Below are 21,680 nucleotides of genomic sequence, written 5' to 3' on the forward strand. Positions count from 1 at the left end.
GAGGAGATATGTATGGATAAGGATTCAAAGAAATCAATAGAAGCAAAGAAAACAACAAAGCAAGTCATTGAATTTCCTGATGCTAAAAAGGAAATGGGAGCGCATGTGAAGCGCAAAAAAATAGTCAATGGGGCCAATGGGTCATTTACCAATGAAGATTATTTTAATCTCTCTATGGATTACAGCAGGCTTAGTATGGAGGTCACTCAATTGCGTCTTGAATTGAATAGGGTACAGTTAAAAGCTTCGCGGGGCCTTAATCACATGCGAATCTTTTACCTATTATTGGCAGGTATGGCGATTGTGATGGGCGTAGTACTTTATAATTTTGTGGGCTTAGAAGCGTTGGTAATGAATCTGATGTTTACGTTAGGAAATTAAAATTAGTAAAACGAATGATGATTATTAGTTGAGGAGCAGGGATTTATTATGATTAGTTCATTTATCAGAACACCGGGAAATATAGATTATATTTTTAAACTATTTGCTATTGTAGAAGCCATTCGCCGATTGATGGGGAAGACTAACTTAACAGCGGAAGAACATAATGAACTCAAAGATTTACAGGAAGAGCGTAAACGTTTAGAACGTGAACACAATCGCATGAAAAAATGGTAAAAATAAAGTTTAAAAGTAGGCACAATAGATTGACTAAAGAGAGACTGTTTGAATAAGCGGTCTCTTTTTCTGTATAATATTAGTAATTGATGAAAATTTAATTGTGAGGGCAGTTAGTAGATACGAAAATATAAATGTGAGAGGAGTTTAAGATTTTATGGAAAAGAATAAAATTAATGATATTAATAGCATAGATGATGTTGAATTTGATATGTCAGAAGAAAGCCTTAAATATTATGATAATTCTAATGTTATGGGAACTAAACAGCAAAATGAAATTGCAAAAAAAAGAGAAGAACTCAATGAACTAGAGATTAATGTGTCCAAAAATTTAGACGCTCTATTTTTGGATTTAGATTCGCTTGTTAATGAGTCAAATAGTATGAGTAATCCAGAGAATTTAAGTGATATAGTTATTAATGAAGTATGGAATCAATTAGGCCAACAGTTAGGGTTAGAAATGACTGATGAAACTACATCACAGGCTTATATTAGAGAACATCCAGAGCAAGCTCCAACAAAAGAAGCATATCAACAAATAAAAGATAAAGTTATGCAAAATAAAAATTATCAAAATAAAAAGAAGGAAGCTAGTAAGCTTCATAAAGAGGGGAAGGCAAAGGATGAATATACAGGTAACATATTAGATCCTGAGAAAGATACGGTTAATATAGACCATGTAGTTTCTCGTGCAGAGACTCATATGAAGTGGGGAAGAGTACAGGGGCATATTCCGACGGAAGAGTTGGCTAATATAGAAGAAAATTTAGCAATTACAAATGAAGCCTTAAATAAAAGTAAAGGGGCTAAATCTGTTACGGAATATAGTGAAAAATCTGAACAACGGGCTAAGGATTTATTAGAACAAAATAAAAAAGCTAATGAAAAAATTAGAAATTCTAACAAATCTGAGGAGCAAAAGAAAAAAGAAATTGAAGAAAATAATAAACGATTAGCTGATAAATTGGCAGCAGATCCAGAGTTAATGAAGGCTGCCGATGATGCTGCAAGAGCTGCACAAAACAAGGCCATTTTGAAGGCAGTAGCTAAAGAGACAACGAAAAAAGCATTAAGAGATGCTCTTATTGTTATGATTACAACCGTGTTAAAAGACTTTTTAAGGGAAATTGCTAATGCTATTTACCAGTTTTTCAAATCGTCAATTAAAAATCTTGAAATGCTATTGATGGCGTTGAATGATGCTTTAATTCGTTTTTACGAGAATTTAACTAAATCTTATAAAAAGATTTTTAAACAAGGCCTTGATTCTATTGCTGGAACTTTCTTTTCAGCTATTATTGATAATATGATTAAGGATGCTAAAAAGGTAGTTAGTAATATAAAGCAATTAATAGGTTTAGGACGTCAAATTAATGAGTTTTGGAAAAAACCAGAAAATAAAGAAAAAGAATTTATTGAAAAGGCTGGTGGTGTAATTAAAATAATTACTACTACAATAGTTGGTAGTGTGGGATTATTTCTTCATACTATTCTTACTAAAGCAGCAGAATCTATTCCAGGGTTCCAAATACCTATTCCTTTATTCGGCACTATAGGTAGTTTGATTGCAGGCGTTGTTTCTGGAATTATATCTGGTGTAATTGGAGCTATAGCCTTATATGAGATTGATAAAAAAATAAAACAACTTTTAAAAAGAAAAAAAGAAGGTCACGTTTTAGATAAGAAAAACGAAATAATAACGGAGCAAATTCACCATAATAAAGTGTTAGAAAGTCAGGCAACGCTTGCATTAGCAGATACATATGTGACTATTAGTAATGCGATTGGAAAATCTAAAGCTTTTATGCGCGAGTCTTTAGAAAAAGAGGTAATTTCAAAGGAGACAATTGAAGTTATGCGCAATAATAGAAAAGAAGATTTGGTAAGGTTGCAGGATGAATTAGATGATTTGTTTAACTAAGTATATTTATATAAATTAAGGCATTTAGTGGGTTATAAAACTTTCAGGAGGTCAGTACGGAAATGAATGAAGAAACAAAAGCAGTAGAAGAACATACAGAGGAGACAATGAATTCTTTGATTGAGGATTTAGATACATCATTTAATGAAGAGGATAAAGAAAAGCTTGAAATTACAAAGGTTGAGGAATCACCACGATGGTATCAAGTCGGGGAGTTTATTAGAAATTGGGGAGACCGAAATGTTACTGGCAAAGAGGTAAATAAGGTAATTCAAGACATTCAAAATGTTTTTATAGCGAATAATAACCGCCTATCAAAGGTAGTGGGAAATATGCGTGATGGATTTGATGTTATGAAATCTACATATAAAACTATTTTTGAAGGGTTGAATGTTCAAACAGCACGTCATACAGCACAGATTGATGAAAATAAAAAGATAAATGATGAGCTACAAGGGCATTATGAAATTATTATGAAAACTATCAACGCTTTGAAAGATTTTAAAGCGCGAATTGATGCATTAGAACATCTCTATGACATTGATGCTCTTTTCGATCAATATGAAGAGTTGAGAGATGGTTATGTACAATTACATGAACAAGTAATGAGTTTAGCGGCGCTTGAGCAACAACAAGCTGAGAAGATTAAGTTGTTAGGCTCTAAGCTTGAAGAAGTGTATAAAGAGCTGTATCAATCATATAGGAAATTAGAAGACGCTTGTGATGCATTAACGAAAGCGAATAAGGAACTAAATCAATCATATGAAGAGTTAAATTTGGCTCTTGCTACGATGAAGGGGGAGCTTCAAGTTATTCATACTACAGTTCAGAACAATAATGCTCAGCAGATGGCATTGATTACAGCTTTACAACAAGATGCATCCAAATCTAAAATGATTTCTGTGGTAGCGATTGTAATAGCCATTATTTCTATAGTGATTAATTTTGTTCGCTAATTGGGGAGTCTGCTGGTTAGGAATATAGAATAAATTCAAAGATGGGAGGCTCACATGCTTTCAGATCAATATAAGCAGCAGTTGCGTACAGAAGTTCTTAAGCTAGATGACTTAACGGACAAGAAGTATGACCTAGACGTTCTGGTCAAGGCTGTTGAAGATGGGATAACGAAAAGTGCACCGCTGGAGCTAATTAAGAAATTAGGCGATATTCGTCGTACATTCGGCACGAAGCAGATGGAAGAAAAAGAGGAACAAATTGTAGAACTCTTGTATAAATATCTGGGCGCAGCTTCAGTAGATGAAGTGTATGAAATGTTGCGCGAGCAAATTGATACACCCTTTGAAGAGCTAGTTAGGCAGTTAGAGTCTTTAATTGGCTTAAGTGGTGTAAAATCGCAGGTTAGAGACTTAATTGCTTTTAATGAGCTGCAGCGAAAGCGCGTAGAATTAGGTTTAAAGAAATCGAATAAGACCTTGCACATGGCCTTTTTGGGTAATCCTGGGACTGCTAAAACTACGGTGGCACGCATTGTAGGGCGCATGTATAAATCTTTAGGGATTTTAAGTAAGGGCCATTTTATTGAAGCTGGCCGTGCTGATTTAATTGCAGAATATCAGGGGCAGACCGCCATTAAGGTGCGCCGTTTAGTCAATAAAGCACGCGGTGGAGTGCTCTTTATAGATGAAGCTTATAGTATTACTGAAAATGAACACAGTGATAGTTATGGCCGCGAGTGCTTGACGGAACTCACTAAGGCGCTAGAAGATTATCGTGATGATTTAGTCGTCATCGTTGCTGGATATCCTAATTTAATGGATCAATTCTTCACCTCGAATCCAGGTCTTAAATCTCGATTTAATGCCTTTATTACATTCCCTGATTATAATGAAAAAGAATTAGTAGATATATTTAAATATTTATGTAAACAAAATGACTATCTTATAACTGAAAAGGGTTTGTTAAAGTTAAGAGAAAAAATACAGCAAGACTTGGAGGTCGGAAAAAGCTCGATAACCTCTAATGGACGCTATATTCGCAATATTTTTGACGATGTAACGATGAACCAAGCAAAGCGTTTATATGGTAGAAAGGAAGCATTAGATAAACATAGCTTAATGCTTCTTTGCGAATTAGATTTTAAAAATTAGAAAAAAGCCTAAGCAATTCTTTCATTGCTTAGGCTTTTTGTATATTAGCATTTTATATATTAGGTTTCAGTATTTGGATTGGTATCAGTAGAGAGTGGAATTTGTACCATTTTTTCTTCTTTTAATTCCCAATTAGCTTGTCCGCTACTCATGTTTTCTACTGCTGTTTGTAGAGTATATAAATTTTGTGGCGCTACATAGATTTGTAGGGTTACTTTGTCAGTAAAATTAGTTTCGAAATGGTACTGTTGATCTTCTAAATACCTCCCCAGGGTATTATAAAGGCTATAATCCACTGTTACTTCCACGATTTGACGCAAAGTGTGAAGCACTTTAGGAGCCGATTTGATTACTTCTGCAGCGCTGTGAGAATAGGCCCTAATGAGCCCACCAGCGCCTAGTTTTATGCCGCCGAAGTAGCGCGTAACGACGATGAGTGTATTAGTTGTTTCAGTCTTTTTTAAAACCTCTAGGATAGGCTTACCAGCGGTGCCAGAGGGTTCGCCATTATCAGAGGAGCGCTGTTGCTCCTGTGTAGGGCCTAGGGCATAGGCTGTACAATTGTGCGTGGCATCCCAAAATTCTTTATTGATGCGGGCAATACCGGCTTGCGCTTCTTCTTCAGTAGTGCAAGGGATGGCAGTGGCGATGAAGCGCGATTTCTCTACAATATATTCGATTCGATGCTCTTGGCCAATGGTAATAAAGGATGCCATAATATACCCCCATGAAAAATATAATCAATTACATATAAAACAAATCTATGAGATGCAAGCGCTTCAAAGACTATAGTTAGATATAGTGGAAGTCTTGCGCTTTTTATTGTCACTTAACATATTACGGAATTTTGGCGATGAATTCAATACCCCCTTGTTGACGAGGTAAGTGAGAAAGAGTAACATAATACATGTGGAGATACCCCGTGGGGGTATATATTGATTAATGCGTATAACATTTAATATATAGGAAGTAAGGTCTATATAGTGTAAATGTAAATTCGGTATAAATTTAAAGGAAAGAGGTAGCCTATGTTAACAGATATGGAAGTAGATAAAGTAACTCGTCGCCTGCGCCGTATTAAAGGGCAGGTAGAAGGCATTGAACGGATGGTAGAAGATCATCGTTATTGCATTGAAGTACTGCAGCAAATTGGCGCGGTTAGAGCAGCTCTATATCAGGTTGGCATGATTATGTTAGAAAGCCATTCTCGCTCCTGTGTAGTAGAGGCTATTAAAAAGGGCAATGAAGACGATGCTATTACAGAATTAATGGGCGTATATAAATCATTACATAAATAAATTTAGAGAAAGAAGGATGGATAGATGAGTAGTCGTAGTAACGAGTTTGATATTACAGGCATGCATTGTGCGGCCTGTGTAGCTCGTGTAGAAAAGGTTGTCAGCCGTCTAGATGGGGTAGCTGATGTAAAAGTTAATTTATTAACTCGCAAAGGCAGTGTTACGTATGCACCAGACAGTACAGTAACGCCTGAAGAGGTAGTTAAGGCTATTACGGGCATTGGCTTTGGAGCTGAGTTAGCTAAAGAAGGGGCTCATACCATAGAAAAGGTGAATTATAAGCCTCAATTGTATCGCATGATTATTGCGGCCGTTATGGCCGTGCCTATGATGGTGAGCATGACAGGGCATCATCTCTTTGGCTGGCCTATGTTACCGGCTTGGGTAGAATTAGTGTTAGCTACGATAGCCCAATTTGGCCCTGGTCTCGTATTTTACAAAGGTGCTTGGGGGGCTATCAAAGGCGGTTCCCTTACGATGGATGTGTTAGTAGCCCTTGGTACTACAGTGGCCTATGTATTTAGTATTTACAATATGATGATAGGCAAGCATGAGTTATATTTTGAAACATCGGCTTGGCTTATTACCTTTATTTTACTTGGCAAAGTATTAGAAGAAGTAGCTAAGGGGCGTACGTCAGAAGCTCTTGAAAAACTTATGGGCTTGCAAGCGAATATAGCTCATGTACAACGAGACGGTCGATGGGTGGATATCCCGACTGCTGAAGTTGTCGTTGGTGATGTACTTCAAGTGCGAGCTGGTGAAAAGATTCCAGTTGACGGTATTGTCTTAGCTGGTCAATCGGCTGTAAATGAGGCCATGCTTACAGGGGAAAGTTTGCCAGTAGAAAAATCTGAAGGTAGCAAGGTCATTGGTGCTACTGTAAATGAAACCGGTGTCTTTACAATGAAGGCGGAAAAAATTGGTGCTGATACTATGTTGTCTCAAATCATTAAAGTCGTTGAGCAAGCACAAACATCTAAAGCCTCTATTCAGCGTGTAGCTGATGTGGTGGCAGCCTATTTCGTGCCCATCGTTATTGCCCTTGCTATAATCACTGCGGTGGTGTGGTATTTTGGCTTCACTGATGATTGGGGTGTAGCACTCATTCATGGCACCGCCGTACTTGTTATTGCCTGTCCTTGTGCGCTTGGTCTTGCGACACCCACATCGATTATGGTGGGATCAGGTCTTGGTGCAGAACATGGCATTTTAATTAAAAGTGCAGAGTTCTTAGAGCGTGCTGGTCAACTAAATGCAGTAGTATTAGATAAAACCGGCACTTTGACTAAGGGGATTTTAACAGTAAGTAAAACAGAGCATTTCACAGGGCTTGAACAAGAAAATATGAGTCTTATGACTGCCGTAGAACTTGGCACTACTCATCCGATTGCCAAAGCTATGTCTGCTTATGGTCTTGCGCAATTGGACGGAGCTCCACTTCCTGCTGTTGATTCCTTTAAAGATGTACCAGGACATGGATTAGAAGCAGTAGTGGCTGGCAAAGAGGTAAAAATTGGCCATAGCCGTTGGATGAAGGAACTAGGCTACTTAACTGAGGCCGTTGAAGCAGCGGTGCTGCGTGAAGAAGAACGAGGCGCTTCCGTTTCCTTATTAGCTGTAGACGGTGTGATTACTTCTTTGTGGGCTGTAGAGGATGAGCTTCGTCCTGAGGCGCCTGAAGTCATCAAAGCCTTGCAAGCACGTGGTATTGAAGTATGGATGCTGACTGGTGATAATCGCCGTACGGCTAATTATATGGCTAAGAAGGTCGGTATTACACATGTTATGGCGGAAGTATTGCCTCAGGATAAATCAGGTAAAATTGCTGAACTACAAAGTCAAGGTAAGGTAGTAGGCATGGTTGGTGATGGTATTAATGATGCGCCAGCTTTGACTTTAGCTGATATCGGTTTTGCCATTGGCAATGGTACGGACATTGCTGTAGAGTCTGCTGATATTGTATTGGTGCGCAATGATTTGCATACTTTAGTTCAGGCTGTTACTTTAAGCCGCAAGACCATGACTAATATTCGTCAAAATCTATTCTGGGCTTTAATTTTCAATAGTATTGGCATTCCATTGGCCGCAGTAGGATTGTTATCGCCAATGATTGCGGGCACAGCTATGGCCTTTAGCTCCGTAGCGGTAGTCACAAATTCCTTGCGTTTGAAACGCGCTTCATTAGCTTAAATGTATCTTAAAACGAGCTGAATTAGTTTAACCCCATACAGACTACTTAAATAGATTGCTTATACAGGCTAAAAAGTAGAGGGAAAATTCCCTCTGCTTTTTTATTTTTAATCTGTAAAGGGAAAGTGCTTGACATTGTATGTTAGCTTTGATAGAATAGCGTGTAAAGTTTTTTAGCTTGACAGCCATGAAGAGAGGAGTGAGGCCGATGGAAGAACGTGTATTAATTAGTTTATTACTCGATTTTTATGGTGCCTTACTAACTGAGCGACAAAGACAGTGCTTATCTTGGCATCATGAAGATGATATGTCTTTAGCTGAAATTGCCGAGACTCTTGGCGTGTCACGACAAGCTGTGCATGATAATATGCAACGAGCTCGTCAATTACTCGATATGTATGAAAGCAAGCTGCACTTGGTAACGCAATATGAAAAACGGGAGCATCTTCTCAGTCATTTAAAAACAGAGCTTTCTAAACTAGATGATGTATTTCATGTAGCCCATAATCAGGTGGAGCAAGTTACACAATATAAAAATTCACTATATGAATTAGTAGCCCAAATGGAGGGATAAGATGGCTTTTGATAATTTAAGAGATCGTTTGCAAGAAGCCTTTAAGTCCTTAAAAGGTAAGGGGAAGGTTACTGAAGAAGATGTAAATCTGGCGCTGCGTCAAGTGCGTATTGCATTACTAGAAGCTGACGTAAGTTTAGTGGTAGTAAAAGATTTCATCAAGCGCATCAAGGAAAAAGCCCTTGGTGAAGAAGTATTCGGTTCCTTAAACCCAGTACAAACAGTTGTTAAAATCGTCAAAGACGAGTTAACAGATCTTCTTGGTGGTACAGAAGCGCGGATTATGATTTCCCCACGGCCACCAACAGTTATTATGCTTGTGGGTTTACAAGGTGCAGGTAAAACAACTACAGCTGGTAAACTGGCAGTGCATTTGCGCAAACAAGGTAAACATCCTATGTTAGTGGCAGCGGACGTGTATCGTCCAGCAGCGATTAAGCAATTGCAAGTAGTGGGTAAGCAAATCGATATTCCTGTATTTGCTAAGGAAGAGCCTGGTGCAAATCCTGTAGAGATTGCTAAGGAGGCTATTGCCGCTAGTAGCTCTATGTTAAAAGACGTAGTGATCATCGATACGGCTGGTCGTTTAGCAATTGACGAAGAATTGATGAATGAACTTGTGAATATTAAACAATCTGTAAGACCTCATGAGATTCTTTTAGTTGTAGATGCTATGATTGGTCAGGATGCGGTGACTACTGCTAAGACCTTTGATGAGCAACTCGGTCTTGATGGCATCGTTATGACTAAGCTTGATGGTGATGCTAAGGGCGGTGCCGCTCTATCCATTAAATCGATTACTGGCAAGCCAATTAAGTTTGTTGGTACTAGCGAAAAGATGGATGGCCTGGCTGTATTCCATCCAGATCGTATGGCGTCTCGTATTCTTGACTTAGGTGACTTAGAAACTTTGATTGAAGGGGCTAAGGATTTAATTGATGAAGAAGAGGCGAAAGCATTAGCTGACAAAATGCGTAAGAATCAATTCACTTTGGATGATTTCTTAGCACAGATGCAGCAAATTAAAAAATTAGGTAATTTCCAAAATATCCTTGGTTTACTTCCAGGTATGGGCCAGGTAAAAGATAAATTAAAGGATATTGATTTAGATAGTAAAGAAGTACGTCGCATGGAAGCTATTATTAAATCCATGACGATGGCAGAACGAGCTAATACAAAACTTCTTAATGGCTCAAGACGTAAGCGTATTGCCATGGGGTCTGGAACTCGCGTGCAAGACGTAAACCGTCTCATTAAGCAGTTTGAAGAAGCTCAAAAAATGATGAAGAAAATGGGATCCATGCGCGGTGGTAAGGGCGGACTTTTATCTAAAATGATGCCAAAATTACCTTTCGGCGGTTGATCTATATAGAGATTAATATAAGGAGGTGAAGTTATACATGTTGAAAATTCGTTTAACTCGTTTGGGTGCTAAAAAAGCTCCTTTCTATCGTATCGTTGTAGCTGACTCTCGTGCTCCTCGTGAAGGTCGTCCAGTAGACACTATCGGCCAATACGACGCAACTAAGTCCCCCGCTGTTATCAATATTGATGAAGAAAAAGCTTTAGCTTGGTTGGGTAATGGTGCACAGCCAACTGACACTGTTCGCTCCCTTTTCAAACAGCACGGTGTTATGCAGAAATTTGCTGACGCTAAGAAGTAATTCATAGAGAGGCATACTGTGATGAAAGAATTAATTACATTAATTGCAAAGTCATTGGTTAAGCAGCCTGAAGCCGTTTCTGTTACCATGACCGTAAAGGGCGACGTGGAAATTTATGAAGTACATGTAGCTCCGGAAGACATGGGCAAGGTTATTGGAAAGCAGGGCAGAATTGCTAAAGCAATCCGAGCTGTTGCCAAAGCGGCAGCTATCAAAGAAAACAAAAAGATATCTGTTGAGATTGTCTAAAAGGTGAGGTACACATGGAAGAAATGACGATTCGCGTCCCTGTGACTATTAAGTCTAAAGTGACCGAAGATCTAAAAGTAAAGCTTACTGCTGACTTACAGCATCGTCTCGACTTAGTGGAACAAGACTTGCAACAACTTGAGTTCCAAGCTAAACGTTTGGAAAGCGAACAAGCTAAGCTTGACTTGCAAGGTATTATTCAACTTCGTCAGCAAATCGAAGAAAACAAGAATCAACGCTTATCCATTAAGGCGGACGTAGCAGCCAAATTAAAGGATGTAGAAAATCTTGAATTAGGCTCTGAAATTAATCAGGGTACTTTTGAACGCTCCGTTACGGTAAAAGTTGGCGACGACTTTGATTCCTTAATGGGCAGCGAAATCTTGCTTGAAGATGGCAAGATCGTAGCGTTCCGCAACTAATAATTAAACACATGAATCAGGATGAACTGATTACTATAGGTGTTATCGTTGCCCCGCACGGCGTGCGGGGTGATCTTCGTATAATGCCGACTACCGATTTTCCTGATCGGTTCTTAACGATGGAGGACTGCTACATTGATGGTAAGGTATACCATATTACTTCCGCTCGTTATCACAAACAATTTATATTAGCTACTTTTAAAGAGTTACCTGATCGCAATGCAGCTGAATTAATGGGCCGCAAAGAGATTAAGGTGAGCCGCGATGAGTTGGTAGAACTTCCTGAAGGCCGATACTATATTTTTGATATTGTAGGCCTTACTGTGTTTGATACAGAAGGAAATGAACTGGGCAAAGTATCTGACGTACTTCAACCAGGGGCCAATGATGTATATGTAGTACAAAAAGATGGGACACCTGATTTATTACTACCTGTACTGGATGATGTAATCTTAGAGATTGATGTTCCAGGCGGCAAAATCATTGCCAATCCACCAGAGTGGATTTAGTAGAAGTAGGCTAGCAGCGTAAGATTGAGTGTATAAGAAAGGTAATGACGATACTATGAAAATTGACATCATTTCTTTATTCCCTGAGTTTTTCGCTGCTTTTTTTGATCATAGCATTATAAAACGCGCTATTGCAGCACAGCGCCTCGCCATGACAGTGACAAATCCACGTGATTTTGCGCATAATAAGCACAATCAAGTAGATGACACGCCTTATGGTGGTGGGGCGGGTATGCTGATGATGGCACCGCCCATTTTTGAGGCTGTAGAGCATGTATTGGCTAATGAAAGCAAAGGCACAGAACATGCTGTAGAGCCGCGAAAACGGGTTATTTTTTTAGGCCCCGCAGGGACTACCTTTACGCAAGAAAAGGCGCGCGAACTGGCGACCTATGACCAATTAGTCTTGATTTGTGGTCATTATGAAGGTGTTGATTATCGCGTAGAAGAACATCTTATTGATGAGACTATTTCCATTGGTGACTATGTATTAACGGGCGGTGAGCTGCCTGCTATGGTGGTTGCTGATGCAGTGGCTCGCATGATACCAGGTGTATTAGGTGCTGCTGCAGGGGCGGTGGAAGATTCTTTCTATCGACCTATTTTAGAAGGGCCTCAATATACGAAGCCACCAGAATTTCGAGGTTGGGAAGTGCCAGACGTATTGCGCAGTGGTCACCATAAGAATATTGCGGAATGGCGCTTACAGCAGTCCTTACTACGAACTGAACGCTTACGTCCTGATTTATTGGACCGCGAATTAACAAGTGAGGAAGCTAAGGCTATTAAGACTTTGAAAAAAGCTGGACTTTGGCCTAGCCACGAAGACTCTACTACTGAAGATGGTAGCAACAAAGATTGCGAATGAAATAAAATCGAAAAGTAGAATAGTGGAAGTAAATAGTAAAAATAAATAGTCTAAGTAAATATTGAATGTAAATGATTAATAAAAAGGAGGGAATTTCATGTCTAGACGATTGCGAATTGGCATTACAGCGGATACCTTGCACAATGCAACGGATATAATTAATGAAGTGAGAGCACCTTTTGCGCCTCGAGATGTAGTAGAAGTAATTCATCATTTAGGAGCGATTCCCCTCATTTTGCCAGATGTATTAGAGCCAGATGAAACCTGTGAAGAATTGGTTGCCATGTGCGATGGTTTTATAATTCCTGGTGGTCCTGATATTGACCCTCTTTTATTTGGTGAAGAACCAATTCCTCAACTAGGCTATGTGAATTTTAAGCGCGATATATTTGAAAAAGCTCTTATCCTAGAGGCGCAGGCTAAGCATAAACCTGTATTAGGTCTTTGCAAAGGGGCACAGATGATTAATGTTGCCTTAGGTGGCACTGTGTATCAAGACTTAAGGGCTCAATATAAGAAGCTGAGCATCAAGCATTCACAAAAGGCCTTTGGTGGCGATCCAACGCACTCTGTAACCTTTGAAAAGCAAAGCTTTTTGGAAATGGTCTTTGGCCCTCAAACCTTAGTTAACTCTCGTCATCATCAAGCTGTTCGCGAGCTAGGTGAAGGCTTGCGTGTTACCGCTCTTAGTGCTGATGGTGTAGTAGAGGGCATTGAAAATGATGATGCCACCATTGTGGGGGTGCAGTGGCATCCTGAAAATATGTGGCGTGAATATCCAGAGATGCTTCGATTATTTGAAGCCTTTTTAGATAAAGTTGAAGAATGTATGTAGTTGAACATAGCAAATGATAAGAAAATAAAGTGAACCTAGATTCTTTTAGAATACTATCTAAAGAATCTAGGTTCTTTTTATTTTATATTCAATTGTGTAGTCGTGAGCTTGCTAGCTTAGCGTGTTATAGACGTCTCTATATTACTAAGCTCATTAACTCATACTATTATATAAGCAATATATTGCTAATCGTATTGTATTACAGCACCAGTTTATTAATTGGATATTGTGCTAGGCGTATTGGATTGAGCAGCACTAGGCGCATTGGAGTGTTCATTATTAGGTACATTAGCTTGTTGCGGTGTATTTTGATGATTTAGATTATCTTGATTATGCTTTGTACGTTCCCAATGTTTTTCTTCTTCTTTTTGTCGCTTTTGTTGAGCCTTGTCTTTTTTATTTTTTTCCATATTAGGCTGTAGTTCATTTTGGTACCACTTTACATAGCTAGATAAATCGTTTACTACGAAAGAGGTGGCGCCAATGCCAAAGCAAAATAGGGTGATTAACACGGTAATTAAAATGCGTTTCATGCTGTAGCCCCCTTGTTATTTTGTCCAGATTGTTGGTTGAATTGGTTTGTTTTTTGTTTATAGTGTTTAAAGCATTCTTTACCTATGAATAGGCAAGTGAGTCCAGCACCTAGTCCTGAGAGGAAGAGGGAGACGATGGTAACCATAGAAATTGGTGGCAGCGGAGCTACATCAACAAATGGTTGCCACTGAATCGATAATAAATAGGTAATAATAAGCGTTACGAACCAGCATAAAGCGGCTACGAGGTAGGCTACTGTACCGCTTGTCCAGAACACGGCTTTGGAAGCTTGTTGCCAGTATTGCGGTAATTGTGGTTTCATATTAGATTGGAATTCCACTTGGGCCTTCTCCAACATATCTTTTAAATCTTCTTTTATATCGCCCTTTAAAAGTCCGCGGCGCTCTGTAATAATGCCTTCGGAAATATAGGCTTCATAAATTTGTTTAGGATCCCCTAAGGATTTGATAATTTCTTCATCAGTAAGATTTTGTTCATAACCGCTGCGAAAATGCTCTTCATAATCAGATAGAATTTCATTTACGTCTTCTGTTTTAGCTTGGCGGAAGTAGTAGCGTAGTAAGTCTAAATATTGTTCTTTATTCATTAATGTCAACTCCTTGTAGGAAACGATTAACTGCGCTAGAAAACTCTTGCCATTCCTTGGTCATATCGTGAAATGTAGTAGTTCCTAAGTCAGTAATACGATAATACTTGCGTGGTGGACCACTGATAGATTCCTCCCAATAGGTCTCGACTAAGGCATCTTTTTGTAATCGTTTGAGGAGGGGATAAATGGACCCTTCAGACATTTCGACATAGTCTGAAATAGTATCCACGATTTCATAGCCATACTGATTCTTTTGGGTTAAAAGCCCTAGCACTAAGAGCTCGATAACCCCCTTTTTTAGCTGTGTTTTCATGGCAACTCCTTTATTATATAAAAATATATCTAGCCTCTGTTTTTTTATTTATTAATATGAGATGGAGGCTGTATTGTTAGCGCGGAGATTGTATTGCTTGTATTGTTGTTTGTTGTCAGTTTGGTTATTCAAGGGTTGTAGAACTAACGATAAAGTCATTTACTCATAATTCATCCAAAAGTAATTTACTGATAGCTCATCCAAAAGTAATTTACTCACAACTCATTCAAAAGCATTTGCTCATAACTAACTTGTATTGACAACTACATATTATCACAAGGTATAAAACAATGCAAGGTACTATGTGATGAAGAGTTTGTGAAATATAAAAGTAGTATTCGCACTTTTGTTTGGTTCAAGGTCCTAGGAAGTGTTATAATAAAATGATTGAGTAAATAAGATTAGATAGGAGTGTATATTTGTGAGAGTTATTGGCATAGATCCAGGCAGCGCTATTTGCGGCTATGGAGTCATTGATGTGGAAGGCAATCGCCTTAAGACGGTAGCTTATGGTGCCATCACAACTACGCCACAAGATACTGATGCGAGACGCTTAGAGATTTTATTTAATGATTTAAGCGATATTTTAGAGGAATATCGACCTGATAAATTTGGCGTAGAGCAACTCTTTTTTAATCGCAATGTAACGACGGCTATTACGGTAGGTCAGGCAAGAGGGGTTATTTTATTGGCGGCAAGCCAACAAGATTTACCGATTTATGAATATACGCCTCTACAAGTGAAGCAAGCTGTGACTGGCTATGGTCGGGCTACTAAAGAGCAGGTTATTAGTATGACGATGAAGCTGTTGGGGATTAGAGAAAGAATTAAGCCCGATGATACAGCTGATGCCTTAGCGATTGCTATTTGTACAGCGTATAGCTCGCAGTCAGAAGAGTTAAAAAAGAAATGGCAAATATAAAAGAAATAATAAATATATAAACGAAGTAGAAAAGATAAAGAAGAGAAGAAAAGATAAAGAAGAGAAGAAAAGATAAAAGAGAGTAGAAATACAAAAGAAATAGCAAATAATAATATAGTATTGATAATACAGATAAGGATGTAACCATGATTGGATATGTACGTGGCAAGGTAAGCCATATTTTTAATGGCTCTTGCTTTATTGATGTAAATGGCGTAGGGTATCGTCTATATATTTCGGCTAATACGCGAGATGCCCTTCACGAAGGTGAAGAAACTATGCTCTTTACCTATATGAGTGTGCGCGAAGATGCCATGCAGCTCTATGGATTTGCTACTCAAGACGAGTATGATTTATTTACTTTGTTGATTTCCGTGTCAGGCATTGGCCCTAAGGTTGGGCTTGGCATGTTATCTGGCATGAGTGCCGATGCGATTAAAGTGGCCATTATGAATGGGGAGCTAAATACTCTGACTAAATTACCTGGCATTGGCAAAAAGTCAGCGGAGCGCCTAGTATTAGAGCTCAAAGATAAAATTGCTAAATTTGCACCTGTTATTGCTACTGGAAAACAAGGTGGTCTTGCTCCTCAAGCTGACTTCAGTCGCTCAGGTGTGGGCGGCTTAGTAACAGAAGCACTAATGTCTCTAGGCTATATGGAAACTGAATTTGTTGATATTTTACAGCGATTAGATGATGCTTCTTTAGGTGAGTCTGAATTATTGCGCGCTGTATTAAGTGAATTGGGAAAGGGTAAATAGGTATGAAAGAAGAAGTTCGCATTATAGGAACTGAAGAGCATGACGAAGATACTTGGCAACTTAGCTTGCGCCCTCGCTATTTTAAAGAATATATAGGTCAAAAAAAGGCAAAAGAAAATTTAGAGATTTTTATTGAAGCAGCTAAAAAGCGTGGTGATGCTTTAGATCATGTCCTTTTATATGGACCACCAGGGCTTGGCAAAACAACATTGGCAACGATTATTGCTAATGAGATGGATGTAGCCCTTCGGGTTACCTCTGGTCCTGCCATTGAGCGTCCTGGCGATTTAGCGGCGCTGTTGACCAATCTCAATGAAGGGGATGTATTCTTTATTGATGAAATTCATCGCTTGTCGCACAGCGTAGAAGAAGTACTCTATACAGCAATGGAAGACTATGCTATTGATATTCTTATAGGGAAAGGTCCTAGCGCACGCTCCATGCGCTATGAATTACCAAAATTTACCCTCGTCGGTGCCACTACGAAAGCCGGTGCTTTAGCGGGTCCTTTGCGAGATCGCTTTGGCATAGTCAGTCGACTTGAATATTATAATGAAGCAGAATTAAAAGTTATTGTAGAGCGCTCGGCAGAAATTTTGAATATGCCTATTGAAAGTGAAGGCGCTTCTGAAATTGCTCGTCGCTCGCGTGGGACGCCGCGTATTGCTAACCGTTTGTTAAAGCGCGTGCGCGATGTGGCTGAGGTTAAAGGTGATGGCACGATTACGCGTTCTATTGCCGATGAAGCCCTGCGACGTCTCGATATTGATCAGTTAGGTCTAGATCTTACAGACCGCCGTTTATTGCGTTCTATTATTGATATTTATAGAGGTGGTCCGGTAGGGCTGGATACCTTAGCTGCTCAAGTTAGTGAGGAGCGCGAAACTATTGAAGATTTATATGAGCCTTATTTAATGCAATTAGGCCTATTAGCACGTACTAGCCGAGGGCGAATTGCTACACCATTGGCGTATAAACATTTAGGTATACCGCTGCCTGAAATGTAAGTTCAAAATAAACTGTTAGCTATATGCAATAAATTGCTATATATACTGCAAACTATTAGTTAGGTTAAGTAAAAATAATTAGGAGATATTATGAAACGAAATACATGGTCTACGTGGTCGTTCATGTTGTTATTAGGCATTACTACATTAGGTGTAACGGCTGTAGATGCTGTGTATAGTCCGGCAGTTAAGGCCGCAGTGATTCCCATTATAAAAGAAGGGGATGGGCAGAGCTCTAAAGGTCAGGAAGGACGTATTATGGGCAATGTGGTGGATGTGGAAACAGGGACTACTGCATCAAACTATGCCACTACTAAGGCTGATTCAAGCGATAAGAGCAAGGGCAGCAAAGCGAAAACTGAGGCTATAAAGACTGATTCAAAAGAAAAGAGTCAAGGGGCTAAAGCCAAAAATGATGCTTCAAAGTCAAATAGTACAGTATCCAAGAGCGAATCCTCTAAGAGTACAGCCTCCAAGTCAAATAGCACAGTGGCTAAGAATGTAAAAACTGTAAATAGCCCAGCCTATAATACTAATGAAGATACTAAAATTCCCAATATTCGTGTGTTATTAGGGGGCCGTACAACTCCATTGACTGTAACCGGCAATGGGGAAATTAGCGTGTATAATGAAGACAAAAAGCCCTTTCAACGAGTGACTACGGGACAAGCTGTAGTGGTAGGTCTAAAAAAGAATAAACTTACCATTAATGGTAAGGCTGTAGAGGGCGAAATATATTTAAAATCTTGGCAAGGCAAGACGAGTACCATTGTCAAAGTGGATGGTAAGCCTTATCGTGGGGCTGTAAAAATTGTGCCCACCTCTAATGGCTCTATGTTAGTCATTAATGAGACATCTTTGGAGTCCTATTTATATGGTGTAGTTCCAGCTGAAGCGGTGCCAAGTTGGCCGCAAGAAGCGCTGAAGGCACAAGCAGTAGCGGCGCGGACCTATGCTTTATATAATATGAATCAAAGTGTATCTAAGCCCTATGATGTAAAGCCTACTACCAGTCATCAAGTATATAGTGGCCAAGCTGGTGAATATGATAGCACGACGCGCGCTGTTGATGCGACAAAGGGCATGGTCATGAAATATAAGGGGGCGCTTATTGAAGCGTTCTTTCATTCTGATGGTGGTGGATTTACAGAAGATAGCGTCAATGTTTGGGGGAGTGTAGTTCCCTATTTAAAGGGTGTTAAAGATTATTCTAATAATAGTAATACTTCAGCATGGACAGTCAATCTAACTCGCAGTGCTTTGGAAAACAAATTAAAGGCTGCCGGCAAAGATGTAGGCACTTTAAAAGAAATCAAGCTTAGTACTTTGCGTAAGCGTCCAATTAAAGCCAGTGATCGTGGTGTTTCTGGCCGTGTATTAAATGCTACTTTTGTAGGTTCAAAGAAGAGCTTAACCCTCAGTGGCGACACAATCATGAAGATGTTAGGGCTAAAATCTACTTTATTTGATTTTTATGTTAATGTGAAGCCACCTGCTACGGCTGATAGTTTTAAAAGTCCTAAGGCCTATCATACGTTTAAGAAGGCAAATGATACAGTCTACATTCGTGGCTATGGATGGGGACATGGCTTAGGTATGTCTCAGTGGGGCGCTGCTGCGATGGCGCAAAAAGCAGGCAATAGCAAGGATTACTATAAGACGATTTTAACCCATTATTATTCAGGCATCACTATTGATAAAATATATTAGTCTTAAAGAATGTTAGCAGCCGTTATTAATCCCAATACAGGCATCACTATTGATAAATATATTAGTCTTAAAAGGCGTGTTTATGATCTTGAGTTTCGTAACTATGGATAGAATATATTGATTTAATGGTGTGCTTATAAAAGAGAATTTCGTGACTATCGTTACAATGTATTTTTATGGAACGTTTATAAAGTAGGCCTAGTATAGATAAAGATATGTATAGTTAAGGATTTGTATAGATTCGTATAGATGGAGAATGGAAAGGAAGTAATAAGTCCATGAAAGTGACAGATTTTGATTATGAATTGCCAGAGGATCTCATTGCGCAGCATCCGGTGGAGCCAAGGGATTCCTCGCGCCTCATGGTATTAGATAAGCACACAGGGGGCGTAAGTCATAAAGAGCATTTCTATGACATTATGGATGAATTAGGTGAAAATGATGTACTCGTGTTCAATGATACCAAGGTAATTCCTGCTAGACTTTATGGACATCGCAAGGGCAGCGGTGGCAAGGTAGAAGTACTTTTACTCACTCCTTGTGGCGAAAACCGTTGGGAATGCTTAGTGAAACCAGGCAAGAAATGCCCTATTGGTCAAGAGTTAGTCTTTGATGATCGCTTAACTGGTGAAGTAGTAGATAAAACAAGCTTTGGTGGCCGTATTATTCAATTTACCGCTGATGGTGTATTTGATGATATTATTCAAGACATTGGTGAAATGCCTTTACCTCCATATATACACGAAAAGTTAGAGGATAAAGACCGGTACCAAACTGTGTATGCCCGTGAAAAAGGATCTGCTGCAGCGCCTACAGCAGGGCTTCATTTTACGCCAGACTTATTAGAAAAACTAAAAGCTAAAGGCGTTACCTTAGCTTTTGTGACCTTGCATGTAGGACTTGGTACCTTTAGACCTGTTTCAGTGGACACGATTGAAAATCATGAAATGCACAGTGAATACTATGTAGTGGCTCAGGAAACAGCTGATTTAATTAATGCTGCTAAGGCGGCAGGGAAGCGCATTATTGCAGTAGGCACTACATCGGTGCGCACTTTGGAGTCAGCTACTAAAGAGGGGCAAGTGCAGGCTGGTCATGATTGGACTCAGATTTTTATCTACCCAGGTTATGAATATAAAACGGTGGATGCTTTAATTACTAATTTCCATTTACCGCAATCCACCTTACTTATGTTGATTAGCGCCTTAGCAGGTCGTGAACAATGCTTAGCAGCCTATAAAGAGGCGGTGGAAAAGCGATACCGTTTCTTTAGTTTTGGCGATGCTATGTTTATTCGTTAACTAAGAGTTGTGTAAATTTTCGATTGCAGATTGCGTAAAATTTCAATAAAGTTCCTATAATATCTAGGTAGGCTTAGTGATTTATGTTATAATGTTTACTTGATAGATTAATATAGTTAGGAGGATATGCTTGGTTATTACCTATGAATTACAAAAGGAGTGCCCCCATACAGGCGCTCGAGCTGGTTTATTGCATACCCCTCATGGAACATTTAAAACACCTATGTTTATGCCCGTAGGTACACAGGCTACGGTTAAAACTATGTCTCCGGAAGAGTTAAAAGAGATGGGCGCTCAAATTATTTTGAGCAATACCTATCATTTATTCTTACGCCCAGGTCCAGAGCTTGTGGAAGAGGCCGGTGGTTTACATCGTTTTATGAATTGGGATGGTGGCATTTTAACCGATAGCGGTGGCTTCCAAGTATTTAGCTTAGGCGATCTTAGAAAAATTACAGAAGAAGGGGTAGCCTTTAGATCTCATATTGATGGGTCTAAAAAGTTCCTATCTCCTGAAATTGCTACAAAGGTTCAAGAACAACTAGGGGCGGATATTGCGATGGCATTTGATGAATGCATTCCATATCCTGCTGATTACGCCTATGCTGATCGCTCAACAGCGCGCACAACTCGCTGGGCAGAGCGTTGCCGTGAGGCCCATACATCAAAGACACAAGGTATGTTTGGCATCGTGCAAGGTGGTATGTATAAAGATTTGCGTACCCGCAGTGCTAAAGAACTTGTGGCTATGGATTTTGATGGATATAGTATTGGTGGTTTATCTGTAGGTGAACCACATGATATTATGTATGATATATTAGAACACACGACACCATTATTGCCGACCAATAAGGCGCGGTATTTAATGGGCGTTGGCACGCCAGACTGCTTAGTAGAAGGTGTGGCGCGCGGTGTGGATATGTTTGACTGTGTGTACCCAACGCGGGTGGCGCGCAATGGTATGGCCATGACTCATACAGGCCGTGTTACTTTGAAAAATGCAACCTATGCACATGATTGGGGCCCTATTGAAGAAGGCTGCCAATGTTATGCATGTCGCAATTATTCACGGGCGTATATTCGTCATTTATATAAGGCTGAAGAAATTTTAGCATTCCGCCTTGTATCTTATCATAATTTGTACTTTTTATTGGATTTCATGCGCCGCATGCGTCAAGCAATTTTAGACGATCGATTCCCGGCTTTCCGCGATGAATTTTGGGGTCAATACGGTAAATAGGTGCTGAAAGATATATTTTTTGG

General features: G+C 39.4%; 25 protein-coding genes. 21 read left to right on the plus strand and 4 right to left on the minus strand.

From position 1 onward, the window contains the following. Window positions 1–12 precede the first annotated feature (12 nt). The 5 genes from QZR90_RS05690 (at window position 13) to QZR90_RS05710 (ending at window position 4,647) form a co-directional block, all read left to right on the plus strand. Window positions 13–381, plus strand: coding sequence for a hypothetical protein (locus QZR90_RS05690; RefSeq protein WP_295789722.1), 369 nt, complete (start codon window positions 13–15; stop codon window positions 379–381). Window positions 382–429: 48 nt separating this feature from the next. Then, window positions 430–618 carry a hypothetical protein gene (locus QZR90_RS05695; RefSeq protein ID WP_295789724.1) on the plus strand — a complete coding sequence of 63 codons (189 nt, stop codon included), beginning with the start codon at window positions 430–432 and terminating at the stop codon, window positions 616–618. 157 nt (window positions 619–775) lie between these two features. Continuing rightward, on the plus strand, window positions 776–2,539 hold the full coding sequence (locus QZR90_RS05700) for a hypothetical protein (RefSeq protein WP_295789726.1): 1,764 nt from the start codon (window positions 776–778) through the stop codon (window positions 2,537–2,539). 62 nt (window positions 2,540–2,601) lie between these two features. Then, on the plus strand, window positions 2,602–3,495 hold the full coding sequence (locus tag QZR90_RS05705) for a hypothetical protein (RefSeq protein WP_295789728.1): 894 nt from the start codon (window positions 2,602–2,604) through the stop codon (window positions 3,493–3,495). A 54-nt stretch (window positions 3,496–3,549) separates the two neighbouring features. Next, window positions 3,550–4,647, plus strand: a complete 1,098-nt coding sequence (locus tag QZR90_RS05710; RefSeq protein ID WP_295789731.1) for an AAA family ATPase — start codon at window positions 3,550–3,552, stop codon at window positions 4,645–4,647. A 59-nt stretch (window positions 4,648–4,706) separates the two neighbouring features. Here QZR90_RS05710 and QZR90_RS05715 read toward each other — a convergent pair whose 3' ends face one another. Then, the gene (locus tag QZR90_RS05715) at window positions 4,707–5,363 is read right to left on the minus strand and encodes a YigZ family protein (protein WP_295789732.1); all 657 of its coding nucleotides are present in this window, start codon (window positions 5,361–5,363) and stop codon (window positions 4,707–4,709) included. Window positions 5,364–5,675: 312 nt separating this feature from the next. Here QZR90_RS05715 and QZR90_RS05720 point away from each other — a divergent pair, with 312 nt between their 5' ends. From QZR90_RS05720 to QZR90_RS05765, 10 genes are all read left to right on the plus strand, one after another. Then, window positions 5,676–5,945 (plus strand): metal-sensitive transcriptional regulator, encoded by a 270-nt coding sequence (locus QZR90_RS05720; RefSeq protein ID WP_295789733.1) that lies wholly within the window; start codon window positions 5,676–5,678, stop codon window positions 5,943–5,945. 24 nt (window positions 5,946–5,969) lie between these two features. Continuing rightward, entirely contained in the window at window positions 5,970–8,138 is a 2,169-nt protein-coding gene (locus QZR90_RS05725) for a cation-translocating P-type ATPase (RefSeq protein WP_295789737.1), read from the plus strand. Window positions 8,139–8,346: 208 nt separating this feature from the next. Next, complete coding sequence (locus QZR90_RS05730) at window positions 8,347–8,712, plus strand: putative DNA-binding protein (protein ID WP_295789740.1); 366 nt, start codon at window positions 8,347–8,349, stop codon at window positions 8,710–8,712. A 1-nt stretch (window position 8,713) separates the two neighbouring features. Next, complete coding sequence (gene ffh / locus QZR90_RS05735) at window positions 8,714–10,075, plus strand: signal recognition particle protein (RefSeq protein ID WP_295789741.1); 1,362 nt, start codon at window positions 8,714–8,716, stop codon at window positions 10,073–10,075. Window positions 10,076–10,112: 37 nt separating this feature from the next. Next, window positions 10,113–10,376 carry a 30S ribosomal protein S16 gene (rpsP, locus tag QZR90_RS05740; protein WP_162098956.1) on the plus strand — a complete coding sequence of 88 codons (264 nt, stop codon included), beginning with the start codon at window positions 10,113–10,115 and terminating at the stop codon, window positions 10,374–10,376. 21 nt (window positions 10,377–10,397) lie between these two features. Next, window positions 10,398–10,625, plus strand: a complete 228-nt coding sequence (locus QZR90_RS05745; protein WP_295789744.1) for a KH domain-containing protein — start codon at window positions 10,398–10,400, stop codon at window positions 10,623–10,625. Between the two features lie 14 nt (window positions 10,626–10,639). Beyond that, window positions 10,640–11,047 carry a YlqD family protein gene (locus QZR90_RS05750; protein ID WP_295789746.1) on the plus strand — a complete coding sequence of 136 codons (408 nt, stop codon included), beginning with the start codon at window positions 10,640–10,642 and terminating at the stop codon, window positions 11,045–11,047. A gap of 11 nt (window positions 11,048–11,058) precedes the next feature. Beyond that, window positions 11,059–11,556: a ribosome maturation factor RimM gene (gene rimM / locus QZR90_RS05755; RefSeq protein WP_295789749.1), complete on the plus strand. Its 498-nt coding sequence runs from the start codon at window positions 11,059–11,061 to the stop codon at window positions 11,554–11,556. A 55-nt stretch (window positions 11,557–11,611) separates the two neighbouring features. Further along, entirely contained in the window at window positions 11,612–12,424 is an 813-nt protein-coding gene (gene trmD / locus QZR90_RS05760; RefSeq protein WP_295789785.1) for a tRNA (guanosine(37)-N1)-methyltransferase TrmD, read from the plus strand. A 97-nt stretch (window positions 12,425–12,521) separates the two neighbouring features. Beyond that, window positions 12,522–13,259, plus strand: a complete 738-nt coding sequence (locus QZR90_RS05765) for a gamma-glutamyl-gamma-aminobutyrate hydrolase family protein (RefSeq protein ID WP_295789750.1) — start codon at window positions 12,522–12,524, stop codon at window positions 13,257–13,259. Window positions 13,260–13,474: 215 nt separating this feature from the next. On the opposite strand, the gene QZR90_RS05770 is transcribed toward QZR90_RS05765, so the two are convergent. From QZR90_RS05770 to QZR90_RS05780, 3 genes are read right to left on the minus strand one after another with little or no spacing between them, the layout of a single operon-like run. Beyond that, window positions 13,475–13,792: a hypothetical protein gene (locus QZR90_RS05770; RefSeq protein ID WP_295789752.1), complete on the minus strand. Its 318-nt coding sequence runs from the start codon at window positions 13,790–13,792 to the stop codon at window positions 13,475–13,477. Continuing rightward, a complete protein-coding gene (locus QZR90_RS05775; protein ID WP_295789754.1) occupies window positions 13,789–14,400 on the minus strand; it encodes a DUF1700 domain-containing protein in 612 nt (203 codons plus the stop codon). Before QZR90_RS05775 ends, QZR90_RS05770 begins: the two co-directional genes overlap by 4 nt. Further along, entirely contained in the window at window positions 14,393–14,716 is a 324-nt protein-coding gene (locus tag QZR90_RS05780; RefSeq protein ID WP_295789756.1) for a PadR family transcriptional regulator, read from the minus strand. Before QZR90_RS05780 ends, QZR90_RS05775 begins: the two co-directional genes overlap by 8 nt. Before the next feature lie 421 nt (window positions 14,717–15,137). Here QZR90_RS05780 and ruvC point away from each other — a divergent pair, with 421 nt between their 5' ends. The 6 genes from ruvC (at window position 15,138) to tgt (ending at window position 21,657) form a co-directional block, all read left to right on the plus strand. Then, entirely contained in the window at window positions 15,138–15,638 is a 501-nt protein-coding gene (gene ruvC, locus QZR90_RS05785) for a crossover junction endodeoxyribonuclease RuvC (RefSeq protein ID WP_295789758.1), read from the plus strand. 146 nt (window positions 15,639–15,784) lie between these two features. Then, window positions 15,785–16,399, plus strand: coding sequence for a Holliday junction branch migration protein RuvA (gene ruvA / locus QZR90_RS05790; RefSeq protein WP_295789760.1), 615 nt, complete (start codon window positions 15,785–15,787; stop codon window positions 16,397–16,399). Window positions 16,400–16,401: 2 nt separating this feature from the next. Continuing rightward, complete coding sequence (gene ruvB / locus QZR90_RS05795) at window positions 16,402–17,406, plus strand: Holliday junction branch migration DNA helicase RuvB (RefSeq protein WP_295789762.1); 1,005 nt, start codon at window positions 16,402–16,404, stop codon at window positions 17,404–17,406. 90 nt (window positions 17,407–17,496) lie between these two features. Next, window positions 17,497–19,116: a SpoIID/LytB domain-containing protein gene (locus tag QZR90_RS05800; RefSeq protein WP_295789764.1), complete on the plus strand. Its 1,620-nt coding sequence runs from the start codon at window positions 17,497–17,499 to the stop codon at window positions 19,114–19,116. Between the two features lie 278 nt (window positions 19,117–19,394). Further along, window positions 19,395–20,417 (plus strand): tRNA preQ1(34) S-adenosylmethionine ribosyltransferase-isomerase QueA, encoded by a 1,023-nt coding sequence (queA, locus tag QZR90_RS05805; RefSeq protein ID WP_295789766.1) that lies wholly within the window; start codon window positions 19,395–19,397, stop codon window positions 20,415–20,417. 130 nt (window positions 20,418–20,547) lie between these two features. Further along, entirely contained in the window at window positions 20,548–21,657 is a 1,110-nt protein-coding gene (tgt, locus tag QZR90_RS05810; RefSeq protein ID WP_295789769.1) for a tRNA guanosine(34) transglycosylase Tgt, read from the plus strand. Window positions 21,658–21,680: the final 23 nt, after the last annotated feature.

Origin of the sequence: uncultured Veillonella sp. (assembly GCF_900545795.1) — a bacterium.
Taxonomy (GTDB): Bacteria; Bacillota; Negativicutes; order Veillonellales; family Veillonellaceae; genus Veillonella_A.

Bases quoted from the DNA above. Each gene is read 5' to 3' on its own strand.
- QZR90_RS05770 (WP_295789752.1), bottom strand. From the start codon at position 13,792: ATGAAACGCATTTTAATTACCGTGTTAATCACCCTATTTTGCTTTGGC.
- ruvB (WP_295789762.1), top strand. From the start codon at position 16,402: ATGAAAGAAGAAGTTCGCATTATAGGAACTGAAGAGCATGACGAAGAT.
- QZR90_RS05745 (WP_295789744.1), top strand. From the start codon at position 10,398: ATGAAAGAATTAATTACATTAATTGCAAAGTCATTGGTTAAGCAGCCT.
- QZR90_RS05700 (WP_295789726.1), top strand. From the start codon at position 776: ATGGAAAAGAATAAAATTAATGATATTAATAGCATAGATGATGTTGAA.
- queA (WP_295789766.1), top strand. From the start codon at position 19,395: ATGAAAGTGACAGATTTTGATTATGAATTGCCAGAGGATCTCATTGCG.
- rpsP (WP_162098956.1), top strand. From the start codon at position 10,113: ATGTTGAAAATTCGTTTAACTCGTTTGGGTGCTAAAAAAGCTCCTTTC.
- QZR90_RS05725 (WP_295789737.1), top strand. From the start codon at position 5,970: ATGAGTAGTCGTAGTAACGAGTTTGATATTACAGGCATGCATTGTGCG.
- QZR90_RS05710 (WP_295789731.1), top strand. From the start codon at position 3,550: ATGCTTTCAGATCAATATAAGCAGCAGTTGCGTACAGAAGTTCTTAAG.
- QZR90_RS05695 (WP_295789724.1), top strand. From the start codon at position 430: ATGATTAGTTCATTTATCAGAACACCGGGAAATATAGATTATATTTTT.
- QZR90_RS05720 (WP_295789733.1), top strand. From the start codon at position 5,676: ATGTTAACAGATATGGAAGTAGATAAAGTAACTCGTCGCCTGCGCCGT.
- ffh (WP_295789741.1), top strand. From the start codon at position 8,714: ATGGCTTTTGATAATTTAAGAGATCGTTTGCAAGAAGCCTTTAAGTCC.
- QZR90_RS05780 (WP_295789756.1), bottom strand. From the start codon at position 14,716: ATGAAAACACAGCTAAAAAAGGGGGTTATCGAGCTCTTAGTGCTAGGG.
- QZR90_RS05775 (WP_295789754.1), bottom strand. From the start codon at position 14,400: ATGAATAAAGAACAATATTTAGACTTACTACGCTACTACTTCCGCCAA.
- trmD (WP_295789785.1), top strand. From the start codon at position 11,612: ATGAAAATTGACATCATTTCTTTATTCCCTGAGTTTTTCGCTGCTTTT.
- QZR90_RS05730 (WP_295789740.1), top strand. From the start codon at position 8,347: ATGGAAGAACGTGTATTAATTAGTTTATTACTCGATTTTTATGGTGCC.
- QZR90_RS05765 (WP_295789750.1), top strand. From the start codon at position 12,522: ATGTCTAGACGATTGCGAATTGGCATTACAGCGGATACCTTGCACAAT.
- QZR90_RS05750 (WP_295789746.1), top strand. From the start codon at position 10,640: ATGGAAGAAATGACGATTCGCGTCCCTGTGACTATTAAGTCTAAAGTG.
- QZR90_RS05690 (WP_295789722.1), top strand. From the start codon at position 13: ATGGATAAGGATTCAAAGAAATCAATAGAAGCAAAGAAAACAACAAAG.
- QZR90_RS05705 (WP_295789728.1), top strand. From the start codon at position 2,602: ATGAATGAAGAAACAAAAGCAGTAGAAGAACATACAGAGGAGACAATG.
- rimM (WP_295789749.1), top strand. From the start codon at position 11,059: ATGAATCAGGATGAACTGATTACTATAGGTGTTATCGTTGCCCCGCAC.
- ruvA (WP_295789760.1), top strand. From the start codon at position 15,785: ATGATTGGATATGTACGTGGCAAGGTAAGCCATATTTTTAATGGCTCT.
- QZR90_RS05715 (WP_295789732.1), bottom strand. From the start codon at position 5,363: ATGGCATCCTTTATTACCATTGGCCAAGAGCATCGAATCGAATATATT.
- QZR90_RS05800 (WP_295789764.1), top strand. From the start codon at position 17,497: ATGAAACGAAATACATGGTCTACGTGGTCGTTCATGTTGTTATTAGGC.